This window comes from Streptomyces sp. CRN 30 (assembly GCF_034105845.1).
On record NZ_JAVRHI010000169.1, the window covers coordinates 110,698 to 135,363 of the forward strand.

At 72.4% G+C, this 24,666-nt stretch carries 11 protein-coding genes; 1 reads left to right on the plus strand and 10 read right to left on the minus strand.

The window, feature by feature from the left end; translation table 11 throughout:
• Window positions 1-4 precede the first annotated feature (4 nt).
• The 4 genes from UW392_RS16975 to UW392_RS16990 form a co-directional block, all read right to left on the minus strand.
• Window positions 5-862: an ABC transporter permease gene (locus UW392_RS16975; RefSeq protein ID WP_320775852.1), complete on the minus strand. Its 858-nt coding sequence runs from the start codon at window positions 860-862 to the stop codon at window positions 5-7.
• On the minus strand, window positions 859-1,812 hold the full coding sequence (locus UW392_RS16980) for an ABC transporter permease (protein WP_320775853.1): 954 nt from the start codon (window positions 1,810-1,812) through the stop codon (window positions 859-861). The genes UW392_RS16975 and UW392_RS16980 overlap by 4 nt, the downstream gene beginning before the upstream one ends.
• 37 nt (window positions 1,813-1,849) lie before the next feature.
• A complete protein-coding gene (locus tag UW392_RS16985; RefSeq protein WP_320775854.1) occupies window positions 1,850-3,490 on the minus strand; it encodes an ABC transporter substrate-binding protein in 1,641 nt (546 codons plus the stop codon).
• A gap of 134 nt (window positions 3,491-3,624) precedes the next feature.
• Complete coding sequence (locus UW392_RS16990) at window positions 3,625-4,764, minus strand: C45 family peptidase (RefSeq protein ID WP_320775855.1); 1,140 nt, start codon at window positions 4,762-4,764, stop codon at window positions 3,625-3,627.
• Between the two features lie 112 nt (window positions 4,765-4,876).
• Here UW392_RS16990 and UW392_RS16995 point away from each other — a divergent pair, with 112 nt between their 5' ends.
• Window positions 4,877-5,773: a MurR/RpiR family transcriptional regulator gene (locus UW392_RS16995; protein ID WP_320775856.1), complete on the plus strand. Its 897-nt coding sequence runs from the start codon at window positions 4,877-4,879 to the stop codon at window positions 5,771-5,773.
• Window positions 5,774-5,863: 90 nt separating this feature from the next.
• Here UW392_RS16995 and UW392_RS17000 read toward each other — a convergent pair whose 3' ends face one another.
• The 6 genes from UW392_RS17000 to UW392_RS17025 all read right to left on the minus strand — a co-directional run bounded on the left by UW392_RS17000 (window position 5,864) and on the right by UW392_RS17025 (window position 24,656).
• Window positions 5,864-6,400, minus strand: a complete 537-nt coding sequence (locus UW392_RS17000; protein WP_320775857.1) for a 2'-5' RNA ligase family protein — start codon at window positions 6,398-6,400, stop codon at window positions 5,864-5,866.
• 247 nt (window positions 6,401-6,647) lie between these two features.
• Entirely contained in the window at window positions 6,648-7,505 is an 858-nt protein-coding gene (locus UW392_RS17005) for an aldo/keto reductase (protein WP_320775858.1), read from the minus strand.
• A complete protein-coding gene (locus UW392_RS17010; RefSeq protein WP_320775859.1) occupies window positions 7,502-7,936 on the minus strand; it encodes a cupin domain-containing protein in 435 nt (144 codons plus the stop codon). Before UW392_RS17010 ends, UW392_RS17005 begins: the two co-directional genes overlap by 4 nt.
• Before the next feature lie 72 nt (window positions 7,937-8,008).
• Window positions 8,009-8,329: a carboxymuconolactone decarboxylase family protein gene (locus UW392_RS17015; protein ID WP_320775860.1), complete on the minus strand. Its 321-nt coding sequence runs from the start codon at window positions 8,327-8,329 to the stop codon at window positions 8,009-8,011.
• A gap of 285 nt (window positions 8,330-8,614) precedes the next feature.
• Window positions 8,615-10,387: a hypothetical protein gene (locus UW392_RS17020; RefSeq protein ID WP_320775861.1), complete on the minus strand. Its 1,773-nt coding sequence runs from the start codon at window positions 10,385-10,387 to the stop codon at window positions 8,615-8,617.
• A gap of 58 nt (window positions 10,388-10,445) precedes the next feature.
• Window positions 10,446-24,656 carry a hypothetical protein gene (locus UW392_RS17025; protein WP_320775862.1) on the minus strand — a complete coding sequence of 4,737 codons (14,211 nt, stop codon included), beginning with the start codon at window positions 24,654-24,656 and terminating at the stop codon, window positions 10,446-10,448.
• Window positions 24,657-24,666: the final 10 nt, after the last annotated feature.

A 24,666-nucleotide genomic window follows, 5' to 3' on the forward strand; every position in this document is an offset into this window, starting at 1 on the left:
GTGGCTACCTCCTGGTTCCGAGCCGGTCGGCGAGGTGCACCCCGGCGACGTTGAAGGCCACGACGACGGCGGCGATGGCGGTGCCGGGCACGAGCGCGGGCAGCAGGGCGCCCTGCACGATGGCCGACTGGCCCTCCTGGACCATCAGTCCCCAGTCGGAGCTGGGCGGCTGGGTGCCGAAGCCGAGGTAGCTGAGGGTGGCCAGGCTCATCAGCGCCTCGCCGAAGAGGACCACCAGGTATCCGGCGATCGACCGGGCGAGGTTGGGCACGAGGTGGCGTACGCAGATCCGGGTGCCGCCCATGCCCTGCACCCGGTAGGCGTCGATGTAGGGCTTGGCGCGTTCGGCGAGGGCCACGCTGCGGGTGTACTTGGCGATGGTGGGTGCGAAGGCGAGGCCGAGGCCGAGCACCGAGGTGGTCATGCCGGTGCCGAAGACGGCGATGATCAGGACGACGAACAGCAGCCCGGGAAAGGCGTACATGACGTCGGTGAGGCGGGAGACGAGGGTGTCGACCCAGCCGCCGCGCCAGGCGGCGAGGGTGCCGAGGCTCACCCCGATGACGGCGGCGAGCGCGAGCAGCAGCACCGGGGCGATGAGGCTGGTGCGGGCGCCGTACAGCACACGGGAGAGCAGGTCCTGGCCGGAGGCGTCGGTGCCCAGCGGGTGCTCGCCGCCGGTGCCGACCAGGGAGGACGACAGGTCGACCGCGTCGGGTGCGTACGGCGCGAGGAGCGGGGCGAGCACGGCGGCGACCACGACCAGGGCGAGGAAGCCGGTGGCGACGTAGGCGGCGGCCGGGCGCCGGGTGCGCCGTACGGTACGGGCCGGAGCGGGGGCGTCGGCGGGTACGGCGGTCATGCGTAGCTCCTTGCCGACTTCAGGCGCGGGTCGAGCAGCGGGTGCGCGAGGTCCACGAGGGTGGTGACCACCACGTAGCAGGTGACCATGAGCAGCAGGACGGCCTGGGCCACGGGGAAGTCGTGGCTGTTGATGGCGCCGACCAGCAGGGAGCCGATGCCGCTGAGGCCGAAGACGGTCTCGATGGCGACGGTCCCGGCGAGCATGCCCGCGGTGACGAGGCCGCACATGGTGACGATCGGGCCGAGGGCGTTGCGCAGCACGTGGCGCCGGACGATCTCGCGTTCGGGCAGCCCCGAGGAGCGGGCCACGGCGACGTGGTCGGCGCCGTCGGCGTCGACCACGGCCTGCCGGGTGACCCGGCTGACGACGGCGAGCGCGCCCAGGGCCATGGCCACGGCGGGCAGGGTGAGGTGGTGCAGGGTGCCGGCCGGTCCTTCCCCGCTGCCGGTGACGGGGAACCAGCCGAGCTGCACGCCGAACAGCGCGACCAGGGCGATGCCGCCGACGAAGGAGGGCACGGACGCGGCGAGGGTGGTGACGCCGACGACGGCCGAGTCGATCCAGCGGCCCCGGTTGAGCGCGGCGAGCGCGCCCGCGCTCACCCCCAGGACGACGAACAGACAGGTGGCGTAGGCGACCAGTTCGAGGGTGGTGGGGAAGCGGGCGGCCAGCAGGTCGGCGACCTCGTCGCCGTACTGGAAGGAGCGGCCCAGGTCCAGGTGGAGGCAGTCCCACAGCCACCGGCCGTACTGGAGGACCAGCGGCTCGTCCAGGTGGTACTGCTCGCGCACGCCGGCCAGCCGTTCGGGGGTGAGCGTGTCACGGCCGCCCGCGAGGAAGACCGCGGGGTCGCCGGGGGCGGCGTAGATCGCGGCGAAGATGACGAACGACGACGCGAGGAGGGTGGCGAGGAGGCCGGCGAGCCGTCTGCCGATACGGACGATCATGGGCGTTCGGCCCTTCGGATACGGACGGTCATGATGCTCAGCCCTTCTTCGCGCCGAGCGACGCGGCCCACGGGTGGTAGAGGTACGCCATCGACGCCGGCGGGCCGGTGAGCCTGTCACCGAGGGCCAGGGCGGTGGGGGTCTGTGCCACGGGGATCCAGACGGCCGCGTCGGCGAACTCGCGCTGGATGTCGATGACCAGTGCGGCCCGCTCGGCGTCGTCGAGCGTCCGCTTGGCCTGTTCGACCTTCTTGTCGTAGGCGGCGCTGTGGAAGCCGACCCAGTTGTTGGAGTCGCCGGAGACGCCGTTGTCGTAGAAGCCGACGGGGTCGCTCTTGGAGATGTACCAGTCGGCGACCAGGACGTCGATGTCCGCGCGGGCGGAGCTGTCGCCGTAGAACTCGCCGTACTCGGCGGACGGTACGGTCTTGATCTGCGCCTTGAGGCCGATCTGCTGAAGTGCGGCGCGGACGCCGTTGGCGATGACGAGGCGTCCCTGGGTGCTGTCGGTGCCGATGACGACAGGTCCGTCGGGCTTACGCTCGGCGTTCCGGACGAGTTCCTTGGCCTTCGCGATGTCGGCGGCGGTGGGTGCGGCGGGGGCGCCGGTCAGCTTCTCCTGCGCGGCGGAGAAGGCGTCCTTCTCGTACCCCCAGGCGCCGGAGCCGACGGGGGTGGCCCACGGCTGGGCCAGACCGCCGTAGCCGGACCTGGCGATGCCGGTGCGGTCCAGGGCCAGGGAGAGGGCCTCGCGGATGTCGGGGTCGGCCAGTCCGCCGCGCTCGGTGGGGATGAGGTCGAGGGTGGCGGTGCTGGGCCCGAAGTGCAGGTCGATGCCCTTCTTGCCGTCCAGGGCGGCGGCGGTGCCGACGGAGTCGGTGTAGGCGCCGTCGGCCGCTCCGGTGCGCAGGGCGTTGACCATGGCGCTGTCCTCGGCCCAGCGGAAGACGACCTCGCGGGTCAGCGGCCTGTCACCCCAGTAGTCGTCGTAGCGCTCCAGGGTGACGGATTCGCCCGACTTCCAGGAGGCGAGCCGGTACGGGCCGCTGCATGCGTCGGCCTGGCCCGGCGTGCCGAAGTCCTCGCCCTGTTCCTGGACCCGTTCGCGCTGGTAGACGAGTCCGGCGTCGCCGGCGAGCGCCTTGGTGAACAGGGCGTCGGGCTCCTTGAACGCGACGGTGATCTCGTGGGCGCCGGTCTTCCTCATCGACGTGACGTTCTCGAACTCGTCGGCCTCGGACATGTCCGGGTCCGCGTGCCGGCGCAGGCTGAACAGTACGTCGTCGACGGTCATCGCGGTGCCGTCGTGGAAGGTGACACCGTCGCGCACGGTGAGGACCAGGGTCTTGTCGTCCGGCCGGGCGGCTTTCTCCGCGAGCCACGGCCGCACGGACATGTCCGGCTGCAACTGGTACAGGCGTTCGCACACGTTGGTCAGGACCGTGCGGCCCGCGCTGCCGCCCTGGGTGTCGAGGTCCAGCGAGTCGGGTTCGTCCTCCAGCAGCCAGTTGACGCTGTCCACCTCGCCGTCGGCCGCGGCCGTGGTCGGGGTCAGCTCCAACTGGGTCACGTCACGGGCCGTGCCCCCGGCCGGGCCGGTGTCGGCGCCGCTGCACGCGGTGACGAGAACCGTCATGCCCGCCAGCCCGAGGGCGGCGATCGAGGTCTTCAACTTCATACGGTGGCTCCTGAGCGGAAAGGGTGGTGCGGAGACTGCTCGTTTCTGCGGCGTGCGGGGGGACTTCGGCCTACTGCGGGCGTGCTACTGGGGGGCTATGGGGGGGTGTTACTGGGGGGGGTATGGGAGGGGTGCTACTGGGGGGCGTGGGGGCCGTCGTAGAGGTTCCAGGGCAGGTGCTGGTAGTCGCGGTCGCAGGGGGTGCCCGCGGTGACGTGGTACTCGCCGGAGGTCAGATCGACGCAGGAGGAGACCAGCGTCTGCCACTGCCGTACGGGGGACCTGCGCGGGTCGGGGTGGGTGCACAGCGACTCGGGGAAGCCGAGGTGGTCCGACATGGCCTGCTGGACGGTCTTGCGGGACTCGTCGGGGCCTGTGGAGTCGCGCAGTCGCCGCAGCCCCTGCTCGGCGCGGGGCACCCGGACCAGGGAGTCGGCGGCCAGCGGCCGGTAGTCGGCGGCGAGCGCGGCGGGGATGCCGGCCTGGTAGTGGTTGCCGTGCACCAGCAGGCCGTCGGTGGGATACATCCAGCGGTGACCGGCCGGGGTGGTCTCCACGTCGATGGCGAAGCCCTCCCGGCAGGTGAGCAGCGCGTTGCCGGCGATGTGGGCGCGGGTGCGGCACAGTACGCGCAGGGCGTCGCTGATGTTGGACCGGTCCAGCACGCTGCGCCGGATCACCGTCTGCGGCAGGCCGACGGTGTCGTCGAAGCGTCCGCCCAGTCCGTTGGCGTTGAGCGCGATGCCGGCCGAGTTGGCGCCCTGACGGCCGATCTGACCGGCCTCCACCTGCATGACGAGGGTCGGCTTCGGCGGCTGGACGACGCGCAGCATGACGACGGTGCCGGCCACCGCCGCCCGCCAGTCCCAGTTCTGCCCGGCCCATACGTGGCCGTCACCGCTGGCCGGCCCGTGGGCGGCGAAGGAGGTGCACCCCTCGGCTGCCTCCTCCTCTTCCGGGAGCCGGCTGAAGGTGGAGTCGTAGATGACCTCGCCGCGTGCGTTGAGCGCCAGTACGTCGAGCAGGCCCACGCCCGCCCCGTCGGCTATCCCCCGCATCTCCTCCACGAGGTCGGGATCGTGGTCGCGTACCGGCTCCAGCCAGAGCTGCGCGCGGGCCGTGACCTGGTCCCAGGTCAGGCCGGACGCCTCGCCGAAGGCTTCGGTGTAGTAGCCGATGGCGTCGCCGATGCGGGAGCGCACCGCTTCGCCGTACTGCCGCCCGCGTTCCACCGGTGTCCCGGAGATCTCTATGACCGGCAGGACGTGCTGCATGACGGGGCTCCTCGGGGGGTTTACGGTGCTGTAACATCCGTTCCAAGAGTGAACATCATTGGAACAAGTTGCTCAGATCGTAATCACCAAACCGAGGAAGTCAAGAGACGTAATGGATGTTCCAGAGGGTGGCAGTGTGGGTCCGGGCGGACTGGTGCGCCTGCGGACCGCGATCCGAGATCTGTGGGAGGCGCTCTCCGCGTCCGAGCGCACCGTCGCCCAGTACCTCGCGAGTGCGCCCGCGGAGCAGGTCATGTTCGCCAGCGCCCAGCAGCTGGGCACCGCCAGCGGCACCAGCAACGCCACCGTCGTCCGCACCCTCCAGCACCTGGGCTACGCCGGCCTGCCGGCCCTCAAACGGGAACTGGCCGCGGACTTCACCGCCTCACAGGCGCCCGACGTCCGGCTCAGACAGCGCATCTCACATGTGGGCCAGGACCTGGAGAGCATCTGGGCGGACGTGTTCGACGAGGCGCAGGAACGCATCGAGCAGGCCAGGCGCCTGACCGCGACGAAGTCCTTCGAGCGGGCCGTGGAGGCACTGGCCTCGGCCCGTGAGGTCCTCTGTTACGGCGTCGCCGCCTGCGAGTTCGGCGCCCGCCACCTCGCCCTGTCCCTGGGCCGGCTGGGCCGCCGCTCCCGGTTCAGCGGAGCCACCGGGTTCGCCTTCGCCGACCATCTGCTGCCCCTCGCACAGGGGGACGCGGTGGTCGTCTTCCAGCCGGCCCGGCCCCTGCACGAACTCACCGTCCTGGTGGAACGGGCCCGCGCGGTGGGGGCCGCGATCGTCCTGATCACCGACGAACTCGGCGAGACCTTCGGCGACCGTGTCGACGCCGTACTCACCGCGCCGCACACCCCCACCGGCAACACCAACGAATCCCTGACCGGCCTCTTGGCCGCCGACGCCCTGCTGCTGGCCCTGACCACCCTGGACGAGACACGCGCCGTCGAACAGTCCCACCAACTGACGACGCTGCGGGAGCGGCTGGTACCGCCTCACCGGTGACGGCGGCCACGCGCCGGGCTCGACGCGAGGGCCTGCGCGTGGTGCGGGCGCGACGGGCGTCCGCGCGACCACGCGACCACGCGACCACGCCTATGCCAGCGGGAAGGAGGCCCGTCCGCGCCACCGTGCCCCGTCGTGGACCAGCAGGTCGACCGACGAGACCCGGGCGACGACGGGGAGACCGGTGAGGAGGCCGGCCTCGGCCTCCTCCAGTACTGCCTCGTCCTGGCCCCGGGCGACGGTCAGATGCGGGACGATATCGTCGAACTGCCCGCCGAACGGCGGGTGTTCCGGCCACCGCTCCACGATCGCCTCGGTGAGACGCCTGAAGCCGGTGTCCGGTTCGGGGGCGAGATACAGCACTCCAGGGAACCGGCCGCAGTGGTCGAACCGGGCCTCGAAGGACCGGTGTCGGCCGACCACCTCGTGGACCGCAGCGCAGACACCCTCGTCAACACGGCTCGCGGCGATGAACGGGAAGAGCACGGTGACATGCGCCGGAATACCGGCAGCGGCCGAGGGATCAAGCCGGTCACGCCACGCTCGCACCAAAGGCTCCGCCTCCGGAACCCTCACTGTCAACGCCGACTGCCCCGCCTGGAATCCCCGCGCGTCGTCATCCGTCATCGCATCTGTCTATCAGCGGGCCCGATCGGCGGCGGCCCGCTGACCACCGCACCGGCGCCGGCCCCGCACGGCCGTTCACGAACGGTTTCCATGTCTCGCCCTGGGCCGGTTCGCGGTCGAGGAGCATGACCCAGCCCGGCTTGATCATGTAGTAGCCATGGAGCGTCCCGCCCGGCACCCTGTCGCCGGTCTCGTCCCTGGCATGCATGGCGACCCGTGCCGGCGCAAGGTGGCGGCCGCCTCAGTGTCACCTGCCGCTGTAGACGGGGAACGCGCTGTGCTCGCCGTAGTCCACGTCGCGCAGGCCCCGCAGGGCGTCCATGTCCTCGCCGGAGATCTCGAAGTCGACCGCGGCGTTGGCACGCATGTGGTCGGGATTGGCCGTCTTGGGCAACGACACCGTGCCCAGTTGCAGGGTGTAGCGGATGCAGAGCTGCGGGACGGACACACCGTACCTTTCCGCCATCGCCCGGACCTCGGCGTTCTCCAGGATCGCTCCGTGCGCGATCGGCGAGTACGCCTCGACGAGGATCTGCCTGCCCGAGCAGTACTCCAAGAGCTCGGCGGGGGTGTTGCCGGCGTGGACGAGCAACTGGTTCACGTGCGGCACGACCGTCGCGCCCTGAAGGAGGTTGTCCAGGTCCTGCCGCTGGAAGTTGGACACCCCGATGGAGCGGATCTTGCCGGCTCGATGGGCCTCTTCGAGCGCACGCCATGCCGCGCGGTTGCCCTCGGCGTAGTCGCCGCCGCGGAAGTCGTCCCACGGCTGCGGGCTGTGGATGAGCATCAGGTCGATGTAGGTGAGGCCGAGCTCGTGAAGGGACTCGTCGATCGAGGCGACCGCCTGGTCGTAGTCCTTGATCTCGGCGGCGAGCTTCGTCGACAGGAACAGCCGCTCGCGAGGTACCGCGGCGGTGCGCACACCCTCACCGACTCCACGCTCGTTGCCGTACGCCTGGGCGGTGTCGATGTTCCGGTAGCCGAGTTCCACGGCCGCGCGGACCGCCTCGGCCGCCTTGTCGTCGTCGATGAACCAGGTGCCGAGCCCGAGCTTGGGGATCTCGACGCCGTTGGCCAGCGTGTAGGTCTCGTCCAGGACGGTCATGCGTTCGCTCCGTTCTTCGGCAGCGCGCCGTACACCTCGTCGGTGACGGGCTCAAGCCATTCATTGCTGACGCCTTCGCCCGGCGTGATGAAGGCGACGTGGGAGAACCACGAGTCGGCCTTCGCACCGTGCCAGTGCTTCGTACCCGCGGGAACGCGGATCACCGTTCCCGGCCGCATGCTGACGGGGTCCTCACCCTCGGCCTGGTACCAGCCACTGCCTGCCGTACACAGCAGGATCTGGTCACCGCCTCCGTTCGTGCCATGGTGGATGTGCCAGTTGTTGCGGCAGCTCGGCTCGAAGGAGACATTGCTGACGGCGACGCTTCCCGAGGCGAGCGGGGCCAGGTAGCTCTGGCCTATGAAGTACTGCGCGTAGGCGTCGTTCTTCTCACCGAGCGGGAAGATCTGGTCGAAACCGTTGCCGGCCATTTTCATTCCTTCGCTTTGGGTCATCACGCCCCGGTGACCGCGCGCCGACCGGTTCGCTGCTCGTGTCCGGGATCAGGCAGAGCGCTCGGCCGCGGTCTTCTTCAGCAAGGTGATCGCGGTCATGGCATTGGGCCATCCGGCGTAGAACGCCAGGTGCGTGATCGCCTCGGACAGCTCCTCCACGGTGAGCCCGTTGTCCAGGGCCACACCCAGGTGGTACGGCAGCTGCTCACCGCGGTAGAGGGCGGCCAGCACACTGACCGTGACCAGGCTGCGATCCCGCGGGGAGAGTCCTGGGCGCTCCCACACGTCCTGGAACAGCACCTCGTCGGTAATCTCGACGAGCTTCGGCGCGATGCCGGCCAGTTCCTGAGGCGCGGACTGCTTCGCCATGAGGTGACTCCTTGTAACGATTATACCTGTTTTACCGGTTGTGACGGTTCGAACACGGAGATGCGGCGTTGTCCACTGTCGGTCACCCGGGGCCGGGGCCGCATCCGCTGTCACCATCAAGGAAACCGCGACTCACAGGCGCGCGGAAGGCACTGCCGTTACGTGTACTGACAGAACCTCCCAGCCATGACCGACACCCCGGCCTTCATCCGCGACGGCCGGGGCTCGACATCCCCGCCGGCGGCCCGCACTCCGCCGACCGGTGAACCCGGCCGTGGCCCCGGCTCAGCTCGCGGTGCAGGAGATCTTGGCGGCGTCGGCTGCCATCCGGGCGTTGCTGGTCGCCTCCTTGCCCCGGTCGTGCAGCTTCAGGGTCAGCAGTCCGTCGGTGATCCGTACGCTCGGTCCGGCCACCCACATGCCCAGGCGGGACGGCTGGTCGACGGTGAACCGGGCGAGCTGGTTGGAGCCGCCGTTCGTCGCGTTGTGCAGGGTGTAGTACGCGGGCGTGCCGCCGACGTGGGTCCGCTTGGAGTCGTTGGGGATGTGCACGCTCACCGTGCAGGTGCCCTCGACGACCTTCCCGGTGCGGAAGATCCAGTACGCGCTGTTGCCCGCGTCGGAGCTGTCGCCGGAGATCGGCAGGGAGCGGAAGACGCCGGTGCAGCCGGTACTGTAGCCGCCGGGATGGCTGGTCCAGCCGTCGCCGGGTTCCGAGGACGACCCGGACTCCTTGTAGGTGACGTCACCCGAACAGTGCGGGCCGCCGAGCGCGGAGTAGGTGGCGGGGGCGGCGGCCTTCTGGGTGGCCCGCGCGGTGGCCGTGGCGGCGGCTCCGGTTCCGCTGCCGGACTCCGAGCCGGAATCCGACTCGGAGTCCGAGTCCGAGTCCGAGCCGGAGCCGTTCTCGCTCGTCGCCCGGCCGTCCCGTCCGGTGCCGGAGTCCGGTCCGGATCCTCCCGTGGCTCCGTCGCCGTCCTCGGTGTCGTCGATGCCCTCCACCCCCTCGACGCCCTTCGAGTCGGTCGTGACGCCGGACCCGTCCTTGCCGTCCTTGCCGTCCTCGGCCCCGGGGCGGCCGGATTTGCCGCCCGCGGTCGCCGCCGCGCTCGGTACGAAGCCGCCGTCCTCGGCCGTCCGGTCCGCGTACCCGGCGGCACCGGGACGGCGTACGGGCGAGTCGCCGTCGTCCAGCAGCGCGGCGATCGCGAACGGGGAGCCGATCAGCAGGACGCCGGCCATCAGGGCCGCGGCGGCCATCGGCCGGGACACCCGGACGGGGCCGACCGTGTCGTCGTCCTCACCGGTGCCGTCCGGACCGCCCGGGGCGCGGCCCGAGGCGGTGGAGTGGCCGACGGCGAGGAGGCCGCGCAGGCGCCGGGCCCGGCCTCTGCGCGCGGTGGCGGGCACACCGGCGGTCGCGCCCTCGGCAGTGGCCGAGTCGGGGGGCGAGGGGGCGGTGGTGGCGGTGGCGGCGGGCCCTTCGGCGGTGCCGGTGCCGAGGGTCCGAGACTCGGTGTCGGTGTCGGTGGATGCTGTCGCCTGGCCGGAGGGGGCCGTCGGTGCTTCGGTGGGGGCCGGAGTCGGCGGCGGCGCGCCGTCGGTGGGGGCGGGCTCGGTCGCGGCTTCCTCCGCGTGGGCGACGGCGACGGCGACGGCCACGGCCGCCTCCTGCTCGTCGGCACCGGAACCAGATTCGGAACCGGCACCGGGGGTCGGTGTTCCGCTTTCGATCTCGACTCCGGGGGTCACTCCCCCTATGGCCCTGCCGGCGGAGAAGCGGTCGTCGTCCGAGGCGGTCGGGGAGGTTCCCGGGCGTCCGGTCGCCGGGGCGGAGTCGCCACCGGGGGCGCCGCCGATGAGGCCGCCGGCCGGTCTGCTCCCGGTGCCTTCCGGCGCCGGCCGCCCGGCAGCGGGCTCGGGCCGGGCCGTCGGTGTCTTCGGTACGGCGCCGGGACCGCCGGTGGTGCCGACGTCGCCCGGTGCCGTGCCCGACGTGCTCCGGCGTCGTGCCGCCGGGTCGGCTCCGGTGTCGCCGTTCGGGTCCTGGATCGCCATCTCTCTTCCGTTCTTCGGCTTCGGGGGTGGGGTGGTTGGGCTGTCGCGAGCGGCAGGGTCAAGGAGTCAGGCGTCCTGACAGTTCCTCGTAGAAGGTGTCGGCGGTCGGTGCGGCGCCTCCGGCACCGACGGTGGCCGGCGGCGGGGGCTGACCGGTCGCCCTGAGCTGCCGCCACCGCACCACGTGGGCGCGGGCGTTGTCCGGCCCGCTGTCGCGGATCACCCGCAGGGCCTCCTCCAGGGTCCTGTTGTCCAGCCACTGGGCGGTCAGCGCGTAGGAGCCGAACTCCTCCAGGTCCCGCCAGGTGATCGTGGAGCCGGGAGCCGCGGCCCCGAACCAGAGGAGGTCCCCGGGCCGGTATCCGAGATCCCGCAGGCGTTCGACCACTCCCCGGGCGTACGAGGCGCCCCGGTCGGTCATCGGGCCCTCGGGGATGCCGAGGCCCGGTGGGATGTCGCCCGGGGCGAGACGGAGATGGTCGTGGAACTCCCAGATCCGGCGCAGCTCGGCGTTGCGTGTCTCGGTGCCGGTGCCGGTGCCGGTGGTGCTGGTGCTGGTGCTCGGGGTGAGGAGGTGGGCGACGGCGCCGGGATCCTCGAACCGGCGCCTCAGCACGGCCGGAAGGTCGGGGGCGGAGCCGGGGTGTGCGCGGCGGTGCGTCTCGGTGGCGCCGAAGACGAAGTGCAGGATGCCGTCGGAGTCCAGGCCGTACCGGTAGGCCGTGTCCATGATCGCGGCCTGCTGGCCGAGCACTCCGTACCGGTGCAGACTCCACCTCAGGGCCAGGCCGCCGGCTGCCGCTCGGGAGTCGACTCGCAGGTTGTTCTGGGTGAGCCATCCGAAGAACGCGGCGGTCTCTCCCGGGGCCGCGTTGAGGGAGCGCAGCAGGTTCACCGCGTCGAAGGAGCCGCGCAGGGCGTCGGCCAGGGCACGCGGAGACAGGGGGCGCTGCCACACGGCCGGGTCCAGCTCGGTGAACCCCTCCAGGGACGCCAGATCACCCGCGCCCAGATGCTCGCGGACCAGGTCGAGATAGAAGGGGTCGACACGCAGTCGTTCGGCCAGCGAACGGTGTGCCATCGGCAGGTCGTCCCTTCGCACGCGGTCGCGGATCAGGTCGCCCGCCTCCGCGGCCCCGGCGCCGAGGAAGTGCCCGATCGAGGTGCCCCGCCCGGCCAGGTGCCGGACGACGCTCCACCAGTCCCGTCGGGCCACTCCCAGCTCTCCCATGCGTGCCAGAAGGGCGAAGGGCCGGTCGGCGGCGCCCATCACCTGTGCGTCGTTCCTCAGCCAGGCCAGTGCGTGGATGCGGGAGGGTACGGCCGCGGCATTGGCTCCGTAGAGGTCGACAGCGGTGTCGGCCAATTGTTCGATGTCACCCCAGGTGGTGGTGGGAGCGAGCCGGCTGAGGTCGCCCAGTGTGAACCCGGTGTCGCGGAGCCGGCTCAGGAACTGCGCGGCGGTGACGCCGAGGTCGGTCTCCGCGTCCGGGGCGGTGAGACCGAGCAGGGTGCGGGTGCCGGCGAGGACCGGATCGAGATGGATGCGGTCGAGCAACTCCCAGGCTCTGGCCAGGCGCTCCGGTACGAGGGAGCCACCGACGATGCTGCTGACGAGGGGCGGGGGGGCGGTGTAACGCTGGGAGACCACTTCGCGCAGGCCGGGCTGTGGGGTGTTCTGGCTGCGGGGTCGCTGCATGTAGCTGGAGAGCAGGCGCAGCGACTGGTCGTCGCTCAGCGGCATCCCTAGCAGGTGTTGCGCGAGCCAGTTCGGGTCCGCCGCGTTCTGCGGGGTCGTCACCTGCTCCAGCAGCCAACTGCGGACCAGGTGTGGCACATGCGTCGCGGTGAGCCCGACGAGCCGGCGGTCGCTTGTCCAGTTGATGAAATGCCGTGCTGCGGACGGTGGTTGGCCCAGGGAGTGCAACAGGGCGGTGGCTGTGTGGGAAAAGGGCAGTAGACCGGTGATCTGGGCCGCTGAGCCTTTCTGCCAGAGGTCCAGGCCCCGGTACATCCCCACCAGGGTGTGCAGTGGTTCCGCTTCGCCGGCGCCGCCGAAGCGGATGCGGACCTCTTCGAGGAAGCGGGGGTGGACGCCCAGCAGCCCGGCGGCGTCGTGCAGTGAGGGTGGCAGGTCGGAGGAGTCGAGGGGGCCCGGTGACCAGCCCGCCAGGAGAGCGGCCGTCTTGGCCGGGCCCTCAAAGAGAAGTTGCGCCATCCTGCTGCCGCTGCGACGGAGGTGATTGGAGAGGCTCCACCAGTGCTCCACCGGGACCTTCAGCTCCGTGGTGCGCTGGACGAGCCCGGCGGTGTCCTCCACCAGGTCGTGGTCATCGGAGTTCACGCCCAGCCGCCTCGTCAGCCTGGTGAGATCCCCGAGCGCGTCGGCGACGGGCCTCATTCCGGCCAGCGCGGTGAGTGCGCTGACCGCCTGCTCGGGCGGCAGGCTGAGCCGTGCGGCCAGCTCCGAGAGCCTGGACGGATGTACTCCCGCCGCATGGGCCGAGCGTGCCAGAGCCTCGCTCCAGCCGTCGGGCCGGGCCGCCGCCGGGAGGGTGAAGCCGGCGAGCAACTGCGCCAGGCCGGGTTCCTCAAGGATGCCGTGGCCCTGTTCCGGCAGGACACCCGCCTCTCCCCGGCCGGGGTAGCTCTCCGCCAGACCGTCCAGTCGCGTCCGGACTTCCGCCAGGGCGTCGGCGTCGAAGGACCAGGGCATCAGGTGGACCGCCAGGGCACCGAGCCCCCCGGCGTCGATGACGGTGCTCCACTCCCCTGCGGCGCCGAAGGCGAGCCCCTCGGCCGGCCGGAGCCCGACCCGGTACCGCACACGGACCGCTCCGGGAGCGGAAGCAGAGACGGGAGCGGAAGGAGAGACGGGGGCGGAAGCAGAGACGGGAGCGGGCTGCGGTGCGGGCGGGTTCTGTTCCAGCCAGGAGTTGAGCCACGTCTCCATGGACGGCATGGCCGCCCGGCGGCCGCCGGACAGCGCCAGGTCCGGCGGGACGTCGAAGGTCCGGGTGACGGTGAAGGTCTCCGTGCCGTCCGGGTCGACGTGCCGGCTCACCGTGTACTCGGCGCGCCCGCCGCCCCCCGCGTCCAGTTCGACGGTGAGGGAGTGCCCGGTCTGCTGCCACGAGGGCCTCGTCCACCGGTGGGAGCCGTCGACGACCAGACCGTGCATCCTGATCCCCAGGGCGCTCCCGGTCCACAGATAGGTGCCGGGGCCGTCCAGCGACAGGACCGCACCCGTCGCCCTGGCCTCCCGGTGCGCGGACTGGACCGCCCCGTACAGGTACGGATGCATGACGTCCGGGAACAACGTGTGCGGTGACCGTACCGTCCTGCCGTCGGACAGCGGCAACGGCACCGCGTCGACGGGGGCCACGGAGTGCTCACGTACGACGTGCTCCCCCGCGGCGTCGGCGGCCGGGTCGTGGCGCCGGACGAGGTAGGTGACGTCCGAGAACTCCAGCGGATGACGGTTGAGGTGGGTGCCCAGGAAGGTTCTCTGGAGGGGCGTGGGAGGCGCGTAGACGGTGTGGTGGATTCCTTGCGGATGCTGTCCGCCCTCCGTCACGTTCCTGCTGTAGGGGTGTCTGATGTGACCGCCGACGCGTGCGGACGCGTCACCGTGCAGCAGGAAATCGCGCGCGCCCGGCATCAGCAGCGGGTCGGGTCCCTCGGGGCGGCGCACCAGCGCGGGGTCGAGCAGGGTGGGCGGAAGCAGGTCGGCCTGGCGGGTGGACGGGGCGAAGTCGGTGATCCGGCCGTCGGCCGTGGCGTGTCCGTGGACGCGCACGCCCTGGTACACACCCTCGAACCGGCCCTCGGCGTCGATCCGGCCCAGGCGCCGCTCCTCCAGGAACACCTGCTGCGCGGCGTACCACTGTTCCTCGACGGTCCAGTGGTCGGGGAACATCGTGAACGTCGTCGTCCCGGACGGGAAGCGGGCCGTGTAGGTGCCGTTGGGGTGGCGGGGTGCGTCCCGCACCGGTACGGCACGGGCGCGCAGGTCGCGCAGGTGTTGGCGGGTCTCCAGCGGGGTCACGTCGTCGGTCGTCGCGGCGGTGCGGGGGCGCCCGTCCGAGTGCAGCAGGAGCAGGTCGCGCGGCATCAGGCGGGCGTTGTGCGCCAGTCGCGGCTCGGGTGCGGCGAAGTCCATGCCCGCGTTGAAGCCCTCGGCGTCGGTGAACACCGTGCCCGTCATCAGGCCGACGTCCTGGTACCGGGGGCGCTTGCCCACCGACAGTTCACGGTACTGGTCCTGGAAGCCGAGGAGATGCCCGATCTCATGGGCCAGCGTCTGCGCGTCCGCCAACGAGTCGCCGCTCAGGGACCAGCGACTGGAGTGGGCCCGCTCGCTCTCGGCGAGCCAGATCGTGTGGTGGGCCTCGGCCGCCGTCGTGGTGAACTCCACCCGCACCGAGAGCCGGTCGCCGTCGGGCAGGCGGTGTCCCGCGTCGCCGAGATAGCGCGCGACGCCTTCGGCGGCCAGGGTCTTCGCCATGTCGACCATGTGCTCCGAGCCCGCCTCGGGGATGAGGAAGATCCTGACCGTCAGCTCCGTGGTGGTGGAACCGTCCAGGTGGGTGCGGCGGTCGACGTCGTAGCGCCGCTGCCCGATCGGGCCCGCGTAGCCGGCCAGGCGCTGCGTGGTCCGGGAGGGGGCGGCGACGCGGTACTGCTCCGCGGGGCCCGGGACGGGTGCGTTCTCCCACCAGAGCCGCGCCTGGGCCGGGGCGTCCGCCGCGCTCTCCCGCCAGCCGGTGATGCCGCCCGGGAGGCTCCTGAGGTACGCGGCGAAGCGTCCCAGCTCCCACACGCCCAGTTCCTCGGCGTCGTCCACCAGGTCGAACCGGGCCAGGGCGAGGTCGGCGGCGCGCAGTCCCTCGCCCGCCAGGTCGAGGCGGACCCGGTCGGCGACCTCGTTCAGCAGTTCCGCGTGTGTCCGGGGGCGCGGGACGACACGCGGTGGCGCGGAGCCCTCGGAAACGCCCTGGGCACCGTCGGCCGGCCCCTCGACGTGCAGCGTGAACGGGACGGCGGAGGCGTCCCCGAGAACGGAGTTCAGGTAGTGGCGGTACGGCGCCAGCTGGTCGGCCGGTTCGCCGTCTTCCGTGGGGGAGAGGCCGAGGTGCTGGGCCACCTGTTCGAGGTCGGCCGGGCTCAGCTCTATGACGGGCGGGCCGGACCCGGGCTCCTGGTCCGCCGGATTCGCCTGGGCCGGATCGGCGACGGAATTCACGTGCGGACCGCCGGCGGCGGGCGGGGGCGCCGGGACGCTGGTGAGGGGCGGCGGCGCGGGCTGTACGGGTCCCTCGGTGAAGGCGGCCGGCGGATCGAGGACGGCACGGTACTTACGGTCGGCGTCGAGCAGCAGCCGCGGTCCGCCGTCGCCCGCCAGGTACTCGCCCGTCGAGCCGTCGGGCCGGAAGGTGTGCACGCGGCCGTGGGCGAGGACGGTCACCGGACGGTCGAGGACCACGGCGAGCAGCGCGGGGTGGGTGTCCATGACACCGGAGGGCTGCGGAGCGGACCCCGTGGTGCCGCGACGGGCGAGTTCGGCGGCGGCGAGCCGGGCGCGCACCACGGCCGGCAGAGCGGCCCGGCGCTCCCCGGGGCGGGCACCCGCCGACGGTGGGACGGCCCCGCGCGCCTCCCATTCCCGCCACGCCTGCGGGAACTCCCGCAGCAGCGGGAGCAGTCCGGCGCCGGCCGCCTCGTCCTGGGTGAAGAAGTCGGTGAAGTCTCCCCCGTCGTCCGGGTGGGCCAGGGAGACGAGGCGCGCTTGGCGGAGCCGGGCGAGCAGGTCCGTACGGTCCTGGTCGGTGCCGTGCCGCCAGATCCGCGTCAGCTCGTCGACCGGCGCGGAGTCCGCGTCGTGCGCGAGGGCGACGGCCCGCGCCTCGAACGCCGCGTCGCCCCGCGCGAGCAGACGCGCCAGTTCGGCCGCGGCTTCCGGTCCGTACTGCTCCACCAGACCGAGGACGTCCGCGTCGCCGTATACGTCGGCGAGCAGCCGGTGCAGCGTGTCCGCGGTGTGCGGGGTGCCGGGCGGCAGGGCGGCGGCGACCGCGTGCAGGAAGCCGTCCAGGTCGGTACGGGGCGGGGTGAGCGGCAGCGGGTCGCTGCCGCCGCTCAGGCGGACGGTGTCCGCCGCGCCGTCCCGGCCGGCGATCACCTCGTATGCGGGGCCGGTGTCCGGTGTCGCGCCGGGGCCGTCCGCGGAGCCGTCCGCGAGGCCGTTCGCGGGGCCGGGGTCGGAGCCGGGGGTGGCGTCGGAGCCGCTCGGGTGGTCGTGCCGGACGGCCGGGTCGAACCGGGCGACGACGGGGGCGGGGGCGGGGTCCTGGTGGCCCGTGGGGACCGGGGCCGTTTCGGTTCCGGGGTCGGTCTGGGCCAGTTGGACGAGTCGGGTGTACTCGACGGCGGCCTCGCCGAACTTGCCGCCGAGCCGCGTGAGTTCGGACTGGTCCGTCCGTCGGTCGTGCCAGGCGTCCAGGGCCCGCTCGTGATCGCTCACCGCCGTCCGCGCCGGATCGTCGTCCGGCCGGGCCTCCAGCCACTCCCGCCACCGCTCCCGCCACCGCGTACGGGCCGTCTCATAACGGTTCCGCGCGGCGGTGTACCGGTTCGCCGCCGCGTCCGCCTCATGGAGCCGGGCTCCCTCCCGCAAGGCGGCCACCTGCTGTTCGATGGTGGCGCGGCCGGTCCTCCAGTGGGTCTGCTCCCGCCGGGATGCGGCGGTGTCGTCGTCGCCCAGTTCCGCCAGCCGCCGGTCGATCAGCTCGTACTGCGTGTCCGCCCAGGCGTTCAGGCGCAGGAACAGCTCCCGATCCGCGTTCTGGCGGTCCAGGGCGGACCAGGCGGCGTCGAGGTCGGTCCGGTCGCGGTCGAGGGCGGCCGTGGCCTCGCGAGCCGCCACCGCCGTCTCGTTCGACGTCTCGTTCGCCGTCCCGTTCGCCGTCCCGTTCGACGTCTCGTTCGACGTCTCGTTCAGCTGCTGCTCAAGCGCCGCCCTGGTCTCGTCGAGCCGCCCGTCGACCGTGGCGGAGTCCGTGTCCAGGCGTCGGCGGGCCTTCTGCCAGGCGAGGTGGTTGTCCTTCAGGGCCTTGAGGCCCTCGTCGACCTCGCCCCACCGGGTGACCGTCTCGGCCGGCAGCCGTGCCTCGTCGAGCAGCCCCAGCTCCCGCGCCAGGTCCTCCCGTATCCACATCTGCACCACCGCCTCGGTGGAGGCGACATGCTGCCGGGACGGGCCGAGGAACCGCTCGGTCAGCGGGCGGGCGGCCCGGACGGTGGCGAGGAACGTGGTGGGTACGGCCACCAGGTAGGTGCGGCCCGCTTCGAGGATGCGGTTGGTGCGGGTCTCGTTCGCCTCCGCGGTGACCGTGGTGGTGCCCGTGGCGTTCGACCGGGCCGCCTGGAGCGCCGCGAAACCTTCCGGGACACCGCCCGCGGCCTGCACCGCTCCGCCGACGCCGACGGAGGTGCCGGAGGACTCGGAGGCCGTCGTGCCGGAACCCGTGACGTTCTCCAGGGTGACTCCGCCGGAGACCCTGAGAACCTTCGCGTCGCCGATCCGGGGCACGGCGTGCAGCACGACGTCGCCGGCCAGCGGCGCGAAGGCGGCGTTCTCCCGGACACCGATGATGCGGTGGCCCGCGTCGCTCAGCAGGGCGCCGTCGGCCAGGGCGCCCTCCAGGGCCACGGCGTTGGCCCCGTTGCGGATCATCAGGTTGGCCTGGCGGCCGGGCCGGGTCAGCACGCTGCCGCCGGCCACGTCGGTACGGCCGGTGCCGCCGGCCACGTCAGTACGGCCGGTGCCGCCGGCCACATCGGTACGGTCGCTGCCGCCGGCCATGTCGGTACGGTCGCTGCCGCCGGCCTTCCCGCGCGCCGCCCGGTCCAGCAGCGTCCGCAGCAGGTCCTGCACCTTCTCCGCGCCGTGGATCCGCTCGATGTGCAGTTCGTTGCCGGCCCGGAACCGGTCGCGCACCGCGTCCGCCAGGGGGAAGTCGGTCCGGCGGAGTGTGTCCAACGGCGACGCACCGCCGGGGTGCCGGGTGTGCTCCTTGACGCGGGTGTCGACGGTGGGCAGCTCCGGGCCCCGCGGGACGGCGTCGAGGAAGCCGAGCGGGACCTGCGCGGGGTGGGTCCCGCCGTCCAGGACGACGGGGCCGGGATTGCCGTCCCCGTCGGTGAGCAGGTGCCCGCCGGTGCTGTCCCGGAGGCTGACCACGACGTCCCAGCCGGCCTCCACCCCGGCGAAGGGCGTGGCCTGCGCGGTGACGTGGGAGACGACCGAACCCGCCGCGACGCCGGTGGCCGTCGTCCGGCCGTGGGTGTCGTTGACGGTCTCGCTCGCGCCGCTGGGGGTGCCGCCGCGTTCGTTCGCGGTCGCGGCCAGTCGCTGCTCCGCGCCGCGTGCGGACGTCGCGGTCCGGGCGGACGTCACCAGGTGGCCGACCCGGCTCTCGCCGAACGCGTCGATGCCCAGCACCTTCGGGTCCCTCGGCACGTAGTCGACGCGCAGCTCCGCGTACGTGTTCCAGAAGGCGAGGCGGCGGGTGAGCGACACGGCGGGGCGCCGGCCCTGGGTGACGACCGGGACGCCCGCCTGCATGTGCGCCTTGCCCACCGACTCGGAGAGCGCGCGCAGCACGGTCTCCTTCAGCGACTCCGGCGCCGACAGCCGGGCGAGCTGGCCGCCCAGTTCGTCGAGGTCGGTCTGCCGGGGCCTGACCCCCTCCTCGGGCAGCAGCCCGATCGGGTCGCCGAGGTAGGAGCGCGGCAGGGTGAGGGCGGCCAGCACGGACGCCGGTACCTCAGGGCGGGCCGGGGCGTCCGTGCCCAGCAGGCCCAGTTCCCGGGCGACCTGCTCCGGTACGAGGCCGACGTAGCCGTCCCGCACGGTGAGCACCTTGCCCGCCGGGCCGGGGGAGCGGCCGAGGAGCGAGCCGAGTCCCCGGTCGGTGCCGGACGCCTCGACGCGGAAGTCGACGTCCCCGACGACCAGCACCCACTGTTCCGAGTCGTAGACGTTGTTGACGTCCCGGACGGTGGAGAGGGCGGCGGCCTCGGCGGGTCCGCCGCCGTATCCGAGCGACCACGGGCCGGCCGTCAGCAGCGAGGTGAAGGTGTCCCGCGTGCCCTGGTGGAGGAGGGAGAGGCCGGCGGTGACGCCGTAGGAGGAGGTGGTCGTGGTCTCCAGCGCGACCCCGAGGCCGACCGTGACCTCGGGTTCGACGGCCATGGGTCCGGACAGGGCGCGGAGGTTGTGCCGGACGCCCTTCACCTGGAGCCCGCCCAGCCAGCCGCGGAACGTGCCGGGTGCGTGGAAGGCGGGCAGGGACAGGCCCGACGCGCCGAAGAGGTCCGCGTGGCGGCCGGTCAGGGACGGTGAGCGCAGCGCCTTCTCGATACGGAAGGAGTGCGGGGTCGCGGGCAGGGTGAAGCGCCAGTCCTGGTGCGCGTGCCCGGCGGCCAGGTTCAGGGCGGTCCGGATGAGTTCGCGGTGGGTGGAGACCTGGAGGGGTACCGATCTGAGCCCCGCCAACTGGTCGCGCGGCGGACCGGCGGCTCCGTCCGTTCCGGCTGCTCCGTCCGTTCCGGCGGCTCCATTCGTTCCGTCGGCTTCGTCCGTTCCGGCGGCTCCGTCGGTGAGGTCGCGGACCACCGGGTCGGCCGCGGGGCCGGGCGGCGGGAAGGCGCCGGGCCGGGTGAAGTCCCGGTCGGGTACCGCCACGTCGATGTCGAAGGGGATGCGCCGGGTGCCGTCCTCGCCCGTCGTGGCCCGGAGGCGGTGCCGGTCGCCCGGACCGGGTATCCACTCCACCAGGAAGCCCGGGTGCCGGCTGCGTTCCATCGACACCACGAACTCGCCGGTCATCCGGTACAGATGGGAGCCGGTCGGCTTCAGCTGCGTCAGCGTGTCGCTGTTGGCGGTGTAGAGCGCCTGGTCCCGCCGCGCGGTGTCGTAGGAACCGGTGATCCCCAGGTCGGCGCTGAGGGTCTGGCTCCCGAGGGCACCGGCGCCGCGCGCGGTGACACCCAGCGCGGCCCGGAAGCCGGTGGTCTGCGCGGAGCCGCCGCGCGCGGCGCCGCCGAGGGTGAACCGCTGGGTCAGGCCGTGGTCGGTGCCGACGTAGGAGACGTGCTCGTCGAACTCCGGCCGGACGGTCACCATGACCGAGTCCCGGCTCCAGGCGCCGGTGCCCAGCAGCAGGATCGGCACGCCCTCCGGCTGGAACTGGTGCAGCGCCGCGCGGGTCCGGTCGCCGCTGAACGCGGCGACCACCTGGAGCGTGTTGTGGACGGCGCGCGCGTACGCGGGACGGAGCAGGGACCGCCAGATGCCGCCCTTCCAGCGGTGCGCGTCCTCCCGGCTCACCACCAGCGACGTGTGCTCCTCGGCGATCCACGCCAGGGTGCGGTCCACGAGGGGGTCGGTGGCGGCGGGGGCCCGGGTGTCCGTGGACTCCGGGTGATTCGCGGCGGCGGCGGTGGGGTCCACGGGATCCACCCGCATCGAGCGGACGGTGGTCAGATAGAGCCGCTTCTGTTCGCCCGGCCCCTGGAGGAAGGGCGGGACGGGCGGCTCCGCGTCGCCCCGCCGGAGCCCCTGGCGGTCGTCCCAGCCCGCCATCGCCCACAGTTCGTGCAGCGGGCTCTGGATGACCATGGAGGTGGTGAAGACCTGTGTGTCACCGCTCGCGAGCCGGACCGGGAGGTCGACGTCGAGCACGGCCAGCGCGGTGGGCACGTCCCGGTACCGGATGCCCGACGTCTGCTGGCCGGAGCCGCCGCCGAGCACCTGGTGGGTGTGTGATCCGCTGACGGTGAGGACACCGCCCGCCGTGACGGTGGCGTCGCCGAGAGGGCCGCGGAAACCGGCCTGTACGCCGCCGCTGCCGGAGGCACCGGCCCCGCTGACCGTCTCGTCACGCGAGGTGTACTGGTCGGCCGTCCGGATCTCGGTCTCCGACCAGAGCGCTTTGACCCGCAGCCCGACCGGCACGGCCGGACCGAGGCTGATGCCGGTCGCGGACGTGTGCGCGAGGGCGGAGTCCTCTCCGACCCGGCCCGCGAGCAGGTCGGGGCCGTGCGCGGCCAGGCGCTCGCGGGAGAGGAGTTGATTGATCGTGCGCGCCTGCCCGGGGTCGGGCGAGTCGCCGAGCAGCTGTTTCACGGCCCAGCTGCGCATCTTCTCGGTGGGGCCGAAGCCGAGGACGGCCGGCCGGCCCACCGGTCCGACGACCTGGCCGCGCTCCAGGGTCGGTACCCGGTCGCCCGGACGGGGTGCCGTCAGTCCCTTCGGCAGCCTGATGTCGGCCCGGTGACCGTCGTTCGGGGTGACGGCCCGGACGGGGTCCCTCCCCCGGATCCTGTCCCAGGCGGAGTCCTTCCAGCCCGGTGCGTGGTCGGAGATCTCGAACCGGATGCTGCGCACGTGGTGGTCGGTGCCGCCGACCGCACGCGACTCGCTGCTCGGGGTGTAGGTGTTGCGCAGGTCGACCGCGTGGGTCTCGCTCTGCTGCCCGGAGACCGTGGCCGTGACGAGCGCCGGCGGCACGGCGGCGATGCCGCTGACCGCCAGGGCCTTGGCGGCGGCCGAGGTCTGCCCCTGCCCGAAGTGCTGGGCGGAACGGTGGTTGACCTGCGTCTTGTACAGGGCCGCGTCACCGGCCTGACCATCTGCCGCGCCGAGCAGTTCGGCCTTGACGACGACGGGGCGGGACTCGGTCCGCCGGACCAGCCGCAGCAGCGGGTTCGCGGTCCGCAGCCGAGCCTCGAAGGTCCGTCCCTCGCCCAGCAGGGTCCCCGGGTTGGTGGACAGCACCCGCCGCAGCTCCGGGACGTCCACGATCCGCGGGGTGGTGGCCAGCGGGCCGAGCAGCTTGCCGAGGAGGCCCTTCGGGGTGTGGGCGCCGGCCGGGTCCGGGGTCCGGTAGAGGGCGTTCTGCCGGTCGAGGAGGCCGGTGGTGATCCGGTCGGCATCCCCGGGAGCCAGCCGCATCTCGGCGGGTCCGAACAGCGTCGCGAGGAGTTCGCCGTCACTCTCGTCGAGGACGAACGAGGTTTCGGTGGCGAGGGGTTGGGCGGGCGGGGGGACCGCATCGGCGGGATGGTCACCGGTGGTGACGGCGGCGACGGTGGTGGTGCCCTGGTGTGTGAGTTCGTGGCTCTCCGTGTACGCGGGTTCGCCAGCATCGAGGGTGCCGGGGGTGCCGTCGGAGGTCGGCGCGGTGATGAACGGGTTCGCCGACGTAGTCGCGTACGGGGCCGGGTTGGCGTAATGCGGGGTGTCACCCCCCGCGTTCCCCACGCCCCCCGGGTCGGTCTGGGCGCGCGGGCGCAGCGGGGTCTGCCCGGTCTGCCCGGTCTGGCCTGTCGTGTTGGCCGAGTAGACGCCCGGGGCGGGGGCGGCGGGAGTGGAGGCGTTCGGCCGGTAGGAGTGGTAGGAGGAGGGCGGCGGTGCGGTGACGACCGGCGGCGGGGCGAGGACAGGTCCGTCGTCGCCCCCGTCCGCGCCGGCCCAGTAGACGTCGAAGTCGCTGCCGTCGATCTCTCCGACGTCGAGCTGGTCCAGTACGGATTGGTTCGGTACGGAATTGTCCGGTACGGAATTGTCCGGCACGGAGTCGGTGTCGTCGCCGTCGCCCTCGCTCGACCGGTCGTCCAACGTCCGGTCGTCCAGGGTCCGGTCGTCCGTGGAGCGGGTCGGTACCGGCGTCCCGTCACCGGTCGACGTCCCGTCACCGGCCGATGTGCCGGTCGACGTACCGGTCGGCGTGGTGGCCGCCCGGTCGCCCGCGGGCCCGCCCAGGAGGCCGGCGTCGCCGACGTTGAGGGCCGACGGGCCGGCGGCCGACGACCAGCCGCCGGGGTTCAACTTCCCCACCAACGCCTTCAGCGGCTCGATGTTGATGTGCGGCCCGACGGCGGCGGCCAGCGGGTGCACGACCATCTCGCGTCCCAGGTGACTGATGCCCGTGGTGAGGAAGCCGGAGAGGAACGTCTCCCAGGAGGTGGAGAAGCCGTAGCCGTGCATCTGGTTGTAGACGCCCTCGGCCAGGTTCTGGCCGACGCCCTGCATCACCATGTCCGTGCCGTACATGGTCAGTTTGAAGCGGAGGTTACCGGTGTGACCGGCCTTCCCCAGTGCGGCGGACATGTCGCGCGCCAGGGTTCTGGCCACGTCGTCGGAGACCGTGTTCTTCAGTACGGTCTCCAGCCGTTCGGCGAGCCCGCGGACCGAGCCGGTCCCGGCGGCCCCGCCCCAGTGGCGGACCACGGTCCGGGTGAGATCCTCGCCCACCTCGCGGGCGGCCGGGCCCTTCAGACCGGCGAACCCGTGCCGCTCGAACAGCTCGCCGCCCTTGGCGATGAAGTTCTTCTCGAAGTTCTTGAACTCCTTACCGAACCCCTTCTGCAACTGGTTGTCGGCGGAGGAGAGCAGGTCGGCGTAGGAGCGGCCGAGGCTGCGGGCGCCGGGTCCGTCACCCGCGCGGGCGCCCTTCTCGAACACTTTGCCCAGGTCGTCCCGGAGCATCCGGTCGAACCCGGTGCCGAACCGGTTGCCGAGGTACTTGCCGAGGCCCGCGCCGAGCAGGCTCACCGGCCCGGTGATCAGGCCCTGGATCGCGGCGAACTTCAGTGAGTCGAGGAGGAGTTTGTCGTCGAACTTCTCGCGGTGGTTCTGCTTGATCTGGACGAGCTGGATGATCCGGTCCATCGCGAAGGCCATGCCGGTGGAGATGGCCACGTGCGTGGCGATGGCGATGAGCAGCCGCTTCATCAGCAACGGCAGCAGCACCCGCAGGGTCGCGGTGCGGAAGGCGACCTCGGCGGCGACGGCCTGCCCCAGCCCCGGCACCCACCAGACCGCCGCCTCGAACAGCATCTCCGCGAGGAGTTCGATGACCTGGGCCAGGATCATCCACTTGTAGTACTCGGCCTGGTTGGCGGAGCTGCGAGCGACGTCCGCCATGTTCTGCGCCTGTTTGGCGGCGGCTCCGAGGAAGGAGTCGTCCCCGCCCGCCAGTACGTCGGCCAGAGCGACGAACGCCTCGGCGGACTCCCCGGCGAACGAGCCGGCCACCGCCTGGCCGATGTCGACCAGGGCCTTGTCGATCTGGTCGAAGACGGCGGCGAGACCGTCGTAGTCGTCGGCGACCGTACGGAGTCTGTCCTCGTCGATGGAGGGCCACTTCATGCCGCTGAGGGCCTCCATCAGCCCCCGGGCCGCGGGGGAGGGAGTCAGCACGGGTCGTCCC

Excerpts from the sequence above, each read along its gene's own strand:
- UW392_RS16975 (WP_320775852.1), bottom strand. The coding sequence starts at position 862 with ATGACCGCCGTACCCGCCGACGCCCCCGCTCCGGCCCGTACCGTACGG.
- UW392_RS16980 (WP_320775853.1), bottom strand. The coding sequence starts at position 1,812 with ATGATCGTCCGTATCGGCAGACGGCTCGCCGGCCTCCTCGCCACCCTC.
- UW392_RS16985 (WP_320775854.1), bottom strand. The coding sequence starts at position 3,490 with ATGAAGTTGAAGACCTCGATCGCCGCCCTCGGGCTGGCGGGCATGACG.
- UW392_RS16990 (WP_320775855.1), bottom strand. The coding sequence starts at position 4,764 with ATGCAGCACGTCCTGCCGGTCATAGAGATCTCCGGGACACCGGTGGAA.
- UW392_RS16995 (WP_320775856.1), top strand. The coding sequence starts at position 4,877 with ATGGATGTTCCAGAGGGTGGCAGTGTGGGTCCGGGCGGACTGGTGCGC.
- UW392_RS17000 (WP_320775857.1), bottom strand. The coding sequence starts at position 6,400 with ATGACGGATGACGACGCGCGGGGATTCCAGGCGGGGCAGTCGGCGTTG.
- UW392_RS17005 (WP_320775858.1), bottom strand. The coding sequence starts at position 7,505 with ATGACCGTCCTGGACGAGACCTACACGCTGGCCAACGGCGTCGAGATC.
- UW392_RS17010 (WP_320775859.1), bottom strand. The coding sequence starts at position 7,936 with ATGGCCGGCAACGGTTTCGACCAGATCTTCCCGCTCGGTGAGAAGAAC.
- UW392_RS17015 (WP_320775860.1), bottom strand. The coding sequence starts at position 8,329 with ATGGCGAAGCAGTCCGCGCCTCAGGAACTGGCCGGCATCGCGCCGAAG.
- UW392_RS17020 (WP_320775861.1), bottom strand. The coding sequence starts at position 10,387 with ATGGCGATCCAGGACCCGAACGGCGACACCGGAGCCGACCCGGCGGCA.